8 protein-coding genes and 4 tRNA genes are annotated in these 12,562 nt (G+C 30.8%); 10 read left to right on the forward strand and 2 right to left on the reverse strand.

What is annotated here, in order from left to right; translation table 11 throughout:
- Positions 1 to 66: 66 nt before the first annotated feature.
- From ACVC08_RS12235 to ACVC08_RS12275, 9 genes are all read left to right on the forward strand, one after another.
- Positions 67 to 139 (forward strand) — tRNA-Lys (locus tag ACVC08_RS12235).
- 53 nt (positions 140 to 192) lie between these two features.
- A tRNA-Leu gene (locus tag ACVC08_RS12240) sits at positions 193 to 278 on the forward strand.
- An 85-nt stretch (positions 279 to 363) separates the two neighbouring features.
- Positions 364 to 436: transfer RNA gene (locus ACVC08_RS12245), tRNA-Lys, on the forward strand.
- Positions 437 to 580: 144 nt separating this feature from the next.
- Positions 581 to 666, forward strand: a tRNA-Leu gene (locus ACVC08_RS12250).
- Positions 667 to 745: 79 nt separating this feature from the next.
- Positions 746 to 1,126: a hypothetical protein gene (locus ACVC08_RS12255; RefSeq protein ID WP_452602219.1), complete on the forward strand. Its 381-nt coding sequence runs from the start codon at positions 746 to 748 to the stop codon at positions 1,124 to 1,126.
- 94 nt (positions 1,127 to 1,220) lie between these two features.
- Positions 1,221 to 5,555 (forward strand): CusA/CzcA family heavy metal efflux RND transporter, encoded by a 4,335-nt coding sequence (locus ACVC08_RS12260; protein ID WP_452602220.1) that lies wholly within the window; start codon positions 1,221 to 1,223, stop codon positions 5,553 to 5,555.
- A gap of 2 nt (positions 5,556 to 5,557) precedes the next feature.
- A complete protein-coding gene (locus ACVC08_RS12265) occupies positions 5,558 to 6,784 on the forward strand; it encodes an efflux RND transporter periplasmic adaptor subunit (RefSeq protein WP_452602221.1) in 1,227 nt (408 codons plus the stop codon).
- A gap of 6 nt (positions 6,785 to 6,790) precedes the next feature.
- Positions 6,791 to 7,204, forward strand: a complete 414-nt coding sequence (locus tag ACVC08_RS12270) for a Fur family transcriptional regulator (RefSeq protein ID WP_452599855.1) — start codon at positions 6,791 to 6,793, stop codon at positions 7,202 to 7,204.
- Between the two features lie 58 nt (positions 7,205 to 7,262).
- Positions 7,263 to 9,239 carry a heavy metal translocating P-type ATPase gene (locus ACVC08_RS12275; protein WP_452602222.1) on the forward strand — a complete coding sequence of 659 codons (1,977 nt, stop codon included), beginning with the start codon at positions 7,263 to 7,265 and terminating at the stop codon, positions 9,237 to 9,239.
- A 6-nt stretch (positions 9,240 to 9,245) separates the two neighbouring features.
- On the opposite strand, the gene ACVC08_RS12280 is transcribed toward ACVC08_RS12275, so the two are convergent.
- Positions 9,246 to 10,346, reverse strand: coding sequence for a nuclear transport factor 2 family protein (locus ACVC08_RS12280; RefSeq protein ID WP_452602223.1), 1,101 nt, complete (start codon positions 10,344 to 10,346; stop codon positions 9,246 to 9,248).
- Between the two features lie 107 nt (positions 10,347 to 10,453).
- Positions 10,454 to 11,269 (reverse strand): helix-turn-helix domain-containing protein, encoded by an 816-nt coding sequence (locus ACVC08_RS12285; protein ID WP_452602224.1) that lies wholly within the window; start codon positions 11,267 to 11,269, stop codon positions 10,454 to 10,456.
- A gap of 364 nt (positions 11,270 to 11,633) precedes the next feature.
- Between ACVC08_RS12285 and ACVC08_RS12290 the strand changes: the two genes are divergently transcribed.
- A complete protein-coding gene (locus ACVC08_RS12290) occupies positions 11,634 to 12,560 on the forward strand; it encodes a MerR family transcriptional regulator (RefSeq protein WP_452602225.1) in 927 nt (308 codons plus the stop codon).
- Positions 12,561 to 12,562 lie beyond the last annotated feature (2 nt).

The following is a 12,562-nucleotide window of genomic DNA, read 5'->3' on the forward strand; positions in this document are numbered from 1 at the left end:
GTTGGAATATCGATAAAAGCTTTTATATTTGCACCCGCATTAGGGAAATAACTTAATGTTAATAATGACCTGGTAGCTCAGTTGGTAGAGCATCTCCCTTTTAAGGAGAGGGTCCTGGGTTCGAGCCCCAGCCCGGTCACAAAAAAGTTAAGCACTGCTTAGCTTTTTTTTTGTTCATATTTTTCACAAAAAGCACATGTGGCGGAATTGGTAGACGCGCTGGCTTGAGGGGCCAGTGACTGTTTTTGGTCGTGGAAGTTCGAATCTTCTCATGTGCACTAAAAAAATATTAATTTTTTGTTTTATTTATTAATAAAAGGTTAGTATATTTGCACCCCATTAAACAAATGTATTTAACTAAATGACCTGGTAGCTCAGTTGGTAGAGCATCTCCCTTTTAAGGAGAGGGTCCTGGGTTCGAGCCCCAGCCCGGTCACAACACAAAAAGCAGTTAACCTAATCGTTAGCTGCTTTTTTATTTAACGAGTAAAATAGATAGTTTTTAAAATTAAATTTATAAATTCTCTTCTTAAAAAAGTTAAGCAATACCTAACATTTTTATACCTTTACTTTTATAAAAGCGCACGTGGCGGAATTGGTAGACGCGCTGGCTTGAGGGGCCAGTATCCGTTTTAGGATGTGGAAGTTCGAATCTTCTCGTGCGCACATGTTTTATAGCATTTACTAAATATCTTTTTATAGTAATGCAATCCCATTGCATTACTTTTCTTTTTACATTTGTACTGTGAAGATTTTTTCAGCCATATTATCCTTAATCATTATAACAACATCGATATTTTCGTTTGGTGATGAATTTTTAATTAATAATGATGAAATGGTTGCTATCACCCATATAACAGAAACCAACACTATTCACGAGGGGCATCATATAGATATCGAAGGGCATAAAGAACATCATGATGATAAAAATCACCCGGAAGATTCTAATTGTGACAAGGAGTGTCATTTTTGTATTTGTTCTTGCACTTCTTCTAACGTTATAGTCTCAGTTTTTAAGTTTGAATTTAGTAATTTAGAATACTTTAGTTCTAAAATAACTATAAGTCATAATTCTTCTTATACCAATCAGTATTTAGATTCTATTTTCCAACCCCCACAAGTTTAATTAAAAATAGTCCGATTTTCCTTAATCTAGGAAACCATTATTCTTTTCTCATTTTTGAGTAAAGCCTCTTTTTAATTAAACTTAAATAAATCAAATGATTAATAAACTTATTGAGTTTTCAATCAATAACAAATTTGTTATTGCATTGTTTACACTTGCATTAATTGTAGGCGGAATTTATAGTGCTAAACAAGTTCCTGTAGATGCTGTTCCAGATATTACAAATAATCAGGTACAAATAATTACCCAAGCTCCTAATTTGGGTACGGAAGATATTGAACAGTTTATAACCTACCCAATAGAGGTTGCAGTTGCAAACCTTCCCGAAGTTACAGAAATTCGTTCTATCTCTCGTTTTGGTTTGTCTGTTGTTACTATTGTTTTTAGCGATGATCTAGACACTTATTTACCAAGACAACTTGTTTCAGAAAAATTAACTGAAATTAAAGCTAGCATTCCTGAAGGTTTTGGCACACCAATGATGGGCCCTATTTCTACAGGTCTTGGAGAAATTTATCAATATACTTTAGAGGTAGACTCTAAATTTAAAAACAACTATAGCCCTACAGAGCTACGTAGTATTCAAGATTGGATTATTCGTAGGCAAATGGCAATGGTTCCCGGTGTAATAGAAGTTAATGCTTTTGGAGGAAGTGCTAAACAATACGAAGTCGCTATAGACCCTAACGAAATAAATGCTATTGGTATAACTATTAATGATGTTTATCTAGCCTTAAAAAACAATAATGAAAATACAGGTGGAGCTTATATTGAAAAAAATCATCAAGCTAACTTTATTAGAGGAGAAGGTTTAGCGCGCTCGCTAGATGACATTAAGGATATTGTTATAGCTAATAAAGGAGGTATTCCTATAACTATTAAAGATATTGGAACTGTAAAATTTGGCAATGCAACCAGATATGGTGCATTAACTAAAAATGGTGAAGGTGAAGCTGTAGGCGGAATGATTTTAATGTTAAAAGGTGCTAGTACAAATACAGTTATAAAAAGTGTAACGGAACGTATAAATGACATACAAAAATCCTTACCAGAAGGCATTACAATAAAACCCTTTCTAGATAGGAGTAAATTAATTGCAAATACAACATCTACAGTAAAAAACAATTTAATAGAAGGTGCACTTATCGTTATTTTTATTTTAGTCTTTTTCCTTGGTAATTGGAGGGGCGGCTTAATTGTAGCATCTACCATCCCTCTATCATTGCTCTTTGCATTTATTTTAATGAATATTTTCGATGTATGGGCTAACCTTATGAGTTTAGGTGCTATAGATTTTGGTATTATTGTAGATGGGGCCGTTATTATTGTAGAAAGTACTGTTTTCTTAATCTATCAACGCACTCAAAAAAACAAACCTGTTTCTGCAAAAGATAGAGATAACATTACCTACAAAGCTTCATCTAAAATGATGAATACTGCATTTTTTGGTCAATTTATTATTCTTATTGTATTCTTACCAATTTTAGCCTTAGAAGGTGTGGAAGGCAAAATGTTTATTCCTATGGCACTAACGTTTAGTTTTGCCATGATTGGAGCAATGGTACTTTGTTTAACTTATGTTCCAATGGCTACTGCTTTATTTTTAAAAGCCCCAAAAACAAAAAAAGTGTATTGGGGAGACAACATTGTACATTGGTTAGAAAATAAATACGAATCCGTTTTAGTTAGAACTTTAAAAAGAGGACGATTAATTGTAATTTCTGCATTAGTTCTGTTAGGTATTTCTGGCTATGTTTTCTCTAAAATAGGTGGTGAGTTTATTCCTCAATTAGACGAAGGAGATTTAGCTTTTCATGCTATTTTAAAACCAGGCAGTTCACTTTCTGAAACAATTACAACTACTACAAAAATTGAAAAAATTGTAAAAACTAACTTTCCTGAAGTTAAAGACATTATTAGCCGAATTGGTGTAGCTGATGTCCCTACAGACCCAATGCCAATGGATATTGCTGATGTATTTGTAATTTTAAAACCAAAATCTGAATGGGTTAGCGCTGTTACAAAAGAAGAACTTATTACTAAAATTAAAGAAGAAGTAGAACAAGTTCCTGGGGTAAATTACGAGTTTACACAACCTATAGAAATGCGATTTAATGAACTAATTACTGGGGTTCGCGAGGACATTGCTGTAAAATTATATGGTGAGGATTTAGACATTTTAGCAAAAAAAGCAGAAGAAATAGGTAAAATTATTGCTACAGTAGATGGGGTTGCAGATATGAAAGTTGAAGCAACTACAGGACAACCACAAATTACTATTAAATACAATCGAAATAAACTAGCGCAATATGGCTTACAAATAAATGAGTTGAATCACTTAATTCAAACAGCATTTGCTGGAGGTATGGCAGGAACCATTTTTGAAGGTGAAAAGCGTTTTGATTTGGTTGTTAGGTTAAAAGAAGAGTTACGTAAAGACTTAAACCATGTAAAAAACCTATTTGTGCCTTTAGCTAACGGAAGCCAAATACCACTTAAAGAAGTTGCTAGTATAAGTTACAAACCTGGCCCTATGCAAATTAGTAGAGATAATACTAATCGTAGAACTTATGTAGGAATTAATGTTAGAGGCCGTGATATTAAATCTTTAGTTGAAGAGATTCAACAAAAAATTGATACAGAAATAAAACTACCTACTGGCTACTATGTAAGATATGGTGGTGCTTTCGAAAATTTAGAACGCGCTACAAGCAAATTAAAAACAGTAGTACCTATTGCATTGGGACTCATTTTTATACTCATTTTCTTTGCCTTAAAATCTATTAAACAAACACTAATGATATATATGGCCATTCCTTTAGCAACTATTGGCGGAATATTTTCATTAATGTTACGTGATATGCCTTTTAGCATTTCTGCTGGTGTAGGATTTATAGTCTTATTTGGTGTTGCTGTATTAAATGGATTAGTACTTGTTAGCGGATTTAATGAATTAAAAGCTGAAGGTGTAACCAATATTAACGAACGTATAAGAATAGGAACTCGCAGACGTATTAGGCCAATTCTTTTAACAGCATTAACCGATATGCTTGGATTTTTACCAATGGCGCTCTCTACCTCATCTGGTGCAGAAGTACAACAACCATTGGCCACCGTTGTTATTGGCGGTTTATTAACCTCAACATTATTAACCTTATTTATTATCCCAATTCTATATAAATGGATTGAAAGTAAAGCACATAACACAATGAAATTTAAAACCCCAAAAACGGTTATTACAGTTATTTTATTAGGTTTTAGTTTTGCAATAGCACAAGCCCAACAAAAAACGATTACAATAGATGAAGCTGTAAAAATTGCTATAGAAAATCACCCTACACTAAAAGCTTCTCAATTATATATAGAAAAAGAAAAAGCTTTAAAAACTACAGCATGGGACTTTGGCTCAACTCAATTATTTACCGCTGGAGAAGAAATTGGCAATACTAATGCTCCTACATATACTACATTAGGTATTGGACAAAATAATATGGCTATTTTTGGTATAGCTCCAAAAAACAAACTAGTAAAAGAAAATATTAAACTAGCAGAAAATAATGCTAATTTAAATGGCCTTAAAGTAAAACAAAGCATACAAAAGGCTTGGACAAATGCTTATTCTAAAAAACGAATTTATGAAGCATACGCCAAAATAGATTCTGTTTTTTCTGGATTAAATAAAGCTATAGATTTACGATACGAAACTCAAGCCATATCTAAATTAGAATACAGTGCTACAGCAAATCAAGGTAAATTAATAACGCTACAAAAGGAACAGGCATATACTAGTTACCAAATTGCTTTACAACATTTAAACCAGTGGTTACTTTCTAAAGAACAATACGATGTTGCTACAATAAACTTAGATGATTTTGATGAACCGCTCCTTATTTCTAATGAAGATTTAAAAAAACACCCTATATTTTCCTATTGGCAATCTCTAGAAAATGTTACAAAAGCTAAATATAGAGTTAGTATGTCTAATTTTTTACCTAAACTGTCTGTACAGTATGGATTTCAAAAAATAGGGAATAAAACAGGATTTAGTAGTTACCAAGCTGGAATACAAATCCCTTTAATATTTAATAAAGTTAAAGGAGAAGCTAAAGCTTCAAAAATGAATATTGCCATAATTCAACAAGAAAACAATGCAAAAAAAATAGCTTTTAAAAACACATTTAATACCATGATAATGCAATATAACCAGTTACAAAAAAAATGGGACTATTATAAAAATGAAGCCTTACCATTAGCCAAAGAACAACGTAATGGAGCTATTTTATCATATAAAGAAGGCGCCATAGATTATATTGGTTTTTTACAAACTATAAAAACTGCCATAGAGTTAGAAATTGATACATGGCAATTATTTAATTCTTATTTAAACAGTAAAATTCAGTTAGACTATTTCTTAACTTCAAAATCTTAATAATGAAAAATTCATATAAATATATCATCACTTTAGTTACTGCTTTAACATTAGCGGTAGGTTGTAAAGAATCGCACCCTAACGAATCTCATACACATGACTCAGAAGGCAATCATATAAATACAAATATGCCTCAAGACAATATTAAGCAAGAGGCCGAACATGCAGAAGAAGTTACATTAACCAATAAGCAACTAGATATTTTAAACATAAAGATAGATACGCTTTCTAAACAAAACATGAATGGTTATATTCAAGTTAACGGGCAATTAGGCGTACCCCCACAAAACGAAGCTGTTGTTACAACTACATTAGGCGCTAACATTAACAACATTAAAGTTGTTGAGGGAGATAAAGTAAAAAAAGGGCAAATTTTAGCTTATGTAAGCCATCCAGATATTATAAGTTTACAAACAGACTATTTACAAGCATATAATACTTTGCAATTTTTAGTACAAGATTACAATAGACAAAAAAAACTATATGATGCTCAGGTAGGTTCTGGAAGAGACTACCAACAAGCAAAATCTAAATTTTCAAGCACTAAAGGTTTAACCAAAGGTTACGAGAGTCAGTTACGCTTATTAGGGTTATCTCCTAAAAATGTAAAAAATGGTAAAATCGTTCAAACGGCACCAATAAAAAGCCCTATAGATGGTTTTATAGAAAAGGTAAAAATAAAATCTGGTCAATTTGTGCAGCCGCAAACGCCTCTTTTTGAAGTTGTAAATACGGAGCACATTCATGCAGATTTAATGGTATTTGAAAAAGACATTAGTAAAGTTAAAAATGGCCAATTAGTTAAAATAAATATAGAGGCTTTAGGAAGTAAAGAAATGACAGCTAAAATATACTCTGTTGGAAAATCGTTTGAAGAAGGTCCCAAAGCCTTACATGTACATGCAGAGATAGAAAATAAAGATAAAAACTTAATTCCGGGTATGTATGTTAATGCTAGAATTATTACCGATAGTCTTTTAGAACAAGCCTTACCCGAAGATGCTGTATTTCAGGAAGATGAAACTTACTATACATTTATAGCAGAAAAAGAAACGGAGAACACATGGGGCTTTACACCTAAAGAAATAATAATAAAGTCCATAAATAATGGATATGTAGCTTTTAATTTTAAAGATACACTTCAAAAAAACAATCCATTAATAGCACAAAGTGGCGCCTATTATTTAATGGCAGAAATGAAAAAAAGTGAAGCAGAGCACTCACATTAACAGCTTATGAAAACCATAGAAAAACAATTACAAGATTATAATATAAGGCCAACCGCCATGCGTATGTTGGTTTATGAGTATATCTCTTCACAACATACTGCAGTAAGTTTAACTATTGTAGAAAATCATTTCGACAAATCTGACAGAACAACGTTGTACAGAACCTTAAAAACATTTGAAGATAAAGGCATTGTACATAAAATAGATGATGGAACAGGAATTCCTAAATATGCATTATGTAAACACGAGCACAACTCAAAAAAACACAACGATTTACATTTACACTTCCACTGTACTAAATGTAAAGAAACTGTTTGTTTAACAGAGCATCAAATTCCACAAATAAATCTTCCTAGCAAATTTATACCAGAAAATATAAATATGCTAATAAAAGGTGTTTGCGATAAATGTAACGAATAAATGCACATACAATGCATACATATTCCATATAATTTTGTGTAAAATCATTAATACAAAAATGAAACATAAACACTCAGAAAACGATACACATAATCATGAACATGTTGGCATATTTGGAGAAAAAACCGAGCTTTATTTTGCTATTTTAAGTGGTATCTTCTTTTTTACTGGCTTATTAATAGACAAATTTACTAGTTTACCAGAATGGGTCGCTTTAATAAATTTTATTTCTGCCTATTTTTTTGGAGGTTACTTTACAACTATTGAAGCCATTGAAAAAATTAGAAAAAACGAATTTGAAATCGATTTTTTAATGATAGTGGCTGCTATAGGAGCTGCTTACATTGGTAGTTGGGAAGAAGGTGCTTTGTTATTGTTTTTATTTAGTACTGGTCATGCTTTAGAAAACTACGCTATGAATAAAGCAAAAAAATCTATAGAAGCATTAGGGCAGCTATCTCCAAAAACTGCGCTAGTAAAAAAAGGAGACAGTATTGTTGAGGTTAGTGTTGAATCTCTAAAAATTAATGATATTATCGTTGTAAAACCAAATACTAAAATCTCTGCAGATGGTGTTATCATTAAAGGAAGTAGCACTATTAATCAAGCCTCAATTACAGGAGAAAGTATACCTGTGGATAAAACGGCAATTACAGATGTATTGGAGCCCCTTGATTTTGATAATATTAATAAGAAAAACATCGTTTTTACAGGAACAATTAATGGAGACAATGTCATTGAAGTTAAAGTACTAAAACTAAACCAAGACAGTACTATATCTAGATTAGTAAAAATGGTAAGCGAGGTAGAAACTAAAAAATCACCTACACAACTTCAAACCAAAAAGTTTGAAAAGTGGTTTGTTCCTTTCGTTATCGTTTTAGTTATACTATTATGCTTTGCTTATTTAATTATTGACGAAAGTTTTAATGATAGTTTATATAGAGCTATTAGTGTTTTGGTAGCTTCTAGCCCTTGCGCTTTAGCTATTTCTACACCAAGTGCTGTATTAAGTGGTATTGCTAGAGCTGCTAAAAGTGGAGTACTTATTAAAGGAGGGAGAGCTTTAGAAAATTTAGGAAGTTTAACAACCATTGCTTTTGATAAAACAGGAACACTTACAGAAGGAAAACCTAAATTAACTCATGCAATTTCCTTAAATAATTTTAATAACAATGATTTTTTAAGTTTAGTATTAGATGTAGAAAGTTTAAGCAATCATCCTTTAGCAAAAGCCATTACTAAAGACATTAAAAACCAATTTAATGTTGAAACTAAAAATGCAGCTTCTAATATTAAGGCTACTCAAGGAAAAGGCATACAAGCAATATATAAGGGTAATAGTGTGTTTATTGGAAACGCAAAACTAATGCAAGATTATGGAGTTAACATCTCTAATGAAGTTAATGTACAACTATTAAACTTGCTTCAAAAAGGACATACAGTCATGTTAGTAGCTTATAAAAATGAGCTTATTGGTATGTTAAGTGTAATGGATACCCCTAGAGCTAAAGCAAAAAGCACTTTAAAAAAATTAAAAGACATTGGTATACTAAAAATGATTATGCTTACTGGAGATCATCAAAATGTAGGCAACTCAATAGCTAAGGCAATTGGTTTAACAGAAGCAAGAGGAAACTTATTACCAGAAGATAAAGTTGCTGCCATACAAGAATTAAAGCAAAAATATTCTAAAATAGCCATGGTGGGAGATGGTGTTAACGATGCTCCTGCTATGGCAAATAGTACTGTTGGCATTGCCATGGGTGCAGCTGGTAGCGATGTTGCTTTAGAAACCGCAGATGTTGCCTTATTATCTGATAAAATAGAAAACCTACCCTTTGTTATTGGTTTGAGTAGGCAATCTAAACTTATAATTAAACAAAACCTTTGGATAAGCTTAGGGGTTGTTGCCTTCTTAATACCAACGACAATTATGGGCTGGGCAAGCATAGGCGTTGCAGTAGCTATTCATGAAGGGTCTACATTATTAGTGGTTATAAATGCATTAAGGTTATTGAGATATAAAAAATAACTCTCATTAATGTATAGTATTTAATCGGTTAATTAACGCCTTAGAAAATACTTCTAGAGAATTAGGATTTTGCCCAGTTATTAAATTACCATCAACCTCTACATGAGATTCCCATTTTCCTGAAAATTTAAATACTGCACCTCTCTCTTTCAATTTAGTTTCTATTAAAAACGGGAGATGCTCGCCATTACCTTCTTCTTCATTAGTAAAAGAGTTAACACGCTTACCATTTACTAAAAAGGCTCCACTATTTAATTTTACATTTACTAAGCCCGCTGCACCATGACATATAGAGCTAACAATACCATTGTGATCTTCGTATATTTGTTGTGTTATCTTTTGTATTCCTTTGCTATTAGGCACGTCGAATACTGCTGCAGATCCACCACAATAATATACAGCTTGGTACAACTTTGAATCTACTTGAGACGGTTTTAAAGTATTTTTTAATTTATATTGAAGTGCAGAGTCGTAAAAATAATGTAGTTGTAATTTGTCTTGAAGATTAATGTATGCCACTGGTATTTCTCCACCTTTTGGACTAACAAAGTCTACTTCGTAACCTGCTTTTTGAAGCGCATCATAAGGTTGTACTAATTCTTCATAATGCGTTCCTGTACGCTTATTATTACTGCCGTAAGAAGAAACATTAGACACTACAAATAAAACTTTTCCTTTTCTCTCATACGGTTCCCATGTGTAAGATTTATGAATAATCTTCCACTCTCCATCTGTTTTAAGTAATAGCATATAATCTGTATAACGTCTTTTACGCCCTGGCATATCAATTTTAACAATACCAACAGCTGCATCATTTTTTATATCTATAGACTCTATGTGCCCTAAGCGTCCATTTTTTTTACCTTCTTTAAAAAAACCAATATACTTTTTAGAAGGCAATGCTCTTAAACTATCATCTACAATAGAGTATAAATTAGCATCTTTATTAAATGCTCTTTTTATTCTACTAATTTGCCCATTTGCAGTACCCTCAATATAATCCATTAAAACAGATTTAACTTTTTCTGTATCGGTTTGACTATAACTATTAAAAGTGAAAATGAATACTAATGCTGTAATTATTGCTCTCATAAATTTAGTTTTCATCAAAGCTATATTTTATACCTGTAAAAGCTTTAGTAATCTATAAATAGCGTCTCCTAATTTATAAATCAGAATAAAAAACAAAACATAACTCTTTAATTATAATTAAATTACATTTTTTTAAAGGCAGCAGGAGTTACTTTATTAACATTTTTAAAGGCTGTATAAAAAGCAGATATAGAGTTAAAACCACTGTCGTAAGCTATAGCTTCTACTGTATAGTTATTAGACGATTTTAAAAGTTGCTCTGCTTCTTTAACTCTATATTCATTAATAAATTGAGAAAAGTTTTTATCTAAAACCTCATTTAAATATTGAGAAAAAACATGAGGCGAAACATTTAATTTAAATGCTAAATCTGGCATTTTTAAATTAGGGTTTTTATAAACTTTATCATCACTTAATAAATGCTCTAGTTTATCTTCTATAGCTTTAATAATTTTACCATCTATAGTTTGTTTTGTACTTTTTTTAATCTCAACGACTTCTTTTTTCTTTTTCGAAATTTTAAATAATAGTAAGCCAGAAATATAAAATACAAATGAAAATGATACTGCTCCAACAATATATGATGTATAACGAGACGTTTTATAGGCCAACCAAATAATTGAAACACCAATAAATACGCTTAGCAACCAAACATTACTAATATTATCTTGTGTTTTAAACTTTTTATTCAGCCCCTTAAAAACAGGCATTAAGTTAAAAGCAGCAACAATAATGTAAACAAACCATTGCCAATAAATTAGGTTTATTAAATTGCCCCATAGCTTTCTATGTTCCCAATAAGGATATTGTATTGCTATTATTATTACAATAAGTAATGGAATTACATGCAGTACATCATATTTTTTTACAGTTCTATTATTTATAATCGCACTTCTTACAAATAAATATAGTAGTGGACCAATTAACACACAAGCCATTATACCTATATGAATATAAATATTAGACAAATCCTTATTAAAATAAAAGAAAACAGATTTACCAATTCTTATACTTATAACTAGCAACAATAATCCTAAAAAAATATTATATACTTTTTTAGTTTTAGAAAGGAATATAAAATAGATTGAAAGCAAAACGCCATTAAACGCACCTAGTAAGCTAAAGAAAAAAAGAAGTTGTTTATTTGTCTCCAAACCTGAATAATTAGATTTAATAAGCTAATTTAAAAATTTGAAGCATTATATTATCTACAATTTTAATATTGTTAAATATGTTAATGATTTGTAAAATTTACTTTTTAAATTATTTTTTTAAAATTTGTTTAACTATTTTAGCTAAATAATGAACAATATTAAAACAAAATTCAGCATTAAAGATTTAGAGAATCTTTCTGGGATTAAGGCTCATACTATAAGAATATGGGAGAAGCGCTACAATCTTTTTCAACCTAATAGAACGGAAACTAATATTAGATATTATAGTTTATCTAGCTTACAAAAGCTTTTAAATATTACTTTTCTTAATAGAAATGGTTTCAAGGTTTCAAAAATAGCACAATTAAGACCAGATGAAATTCCAGATTTGGTAAAACAAATTGCAAAAGACAATGATCCAGAAAATCACTACGTTGATTTATTTAAAATTGCAATGCTAAATTTTGATCAAACGTTATTCTATAATACATTTAAAGAACTAGCCAAAGATCAAAATTTAACAGACATATTTCATAATGTTTTTGTACCACTTTTAAACCAAATAGGTCTGTTATGGCAAACAGATACTATAACACCTGCTCATGAACATTTTATTTTCGAACTCATTAAACAGAAAGTTTTAATTTATACAGATAGAGCTATTGACAATAGTAATAAAAGTGAAAATACTAAAACATTTGTACTCTTCTTGCCAGATAACGAAATTCATGAGTTAGGACTATTATATATAAATTACGAATTAACATTAAGAGGCTATAAAAGTATTTACCTAGGGCAAAGTGTACCTATAGATAGCTTAGAATACCTTACAGAACTTTACGATGAGATTGTATTTATTTCTTCCTTTACAATTAAACCAGAAAAAGAAATTATAAATAAGTACTTAAACGAACTCTCTACTAAAATTTTAAAACAGGCCAATAACCTGTTACTAATATCTGGTAGACAGACACAACATATAGATTTACACACATTAAATAATAAAATATCTGTATTCAACTCAACAAAAGAAATACTAGAAAGTTTAAATAACTATAAACAACAAGTTGGTTAGGC

The sequence above is a fragment of the Pontimicrobium sp. MEBiC06410 genome (genome assembly GCF_053601615.1).

Bases quoted from the DNA above. Each gene is read 5' to 3' on its own strand.
- ACVC08_RS12260 (WP_452602220.1), top strand. From the start codon at position 1,221: ATGATTAATAAACTTATTGAGTTTTCAATCAATAACAAATTTGTTATT.
- ACVC08_RS12265 (WP_452602221.1), top strand. From the start codon at position 5,558: ATGAAAAATTCATATAAATATATCATCACTTTAGTTACTGCTTTAACA.
- ACVC08_RS12270 (WP_452599855.1), top strand. From the start codon at position 6,791: ATGAAAACCATAGAAAAACAATTACAAGATTATAATATAAGGCCAACC.
- ACVC08_RS12275 (WP_452602222.1), top strand. From the start codon at position 7,263: ATGAAACATAAACACTCAGAAAACGATACACATAATCATGAACATGTT.
- ACVC08_RS12280 (WP_452602223.1), bottom strand. From the start codon at position 10,346: ATGAAAACTAAATTTATGAGAGCAATAATTACAGCATTAGTATTCATT.
- ACVC08_RS12285 (WP_452602224.1), bottom strand. From the start codon at position 11,269: ATGGCTTGTGTGTTAATTGGTCCACTACTATATTTATTTGTAAGAAGT.
- ACVC08_RS12290 (WP_452602225.1), top strand. From the start codon at position 11,634: ATGAACAATATTAAAACAAAATTCAGCATTAAAGATTTAGAGAATCTT.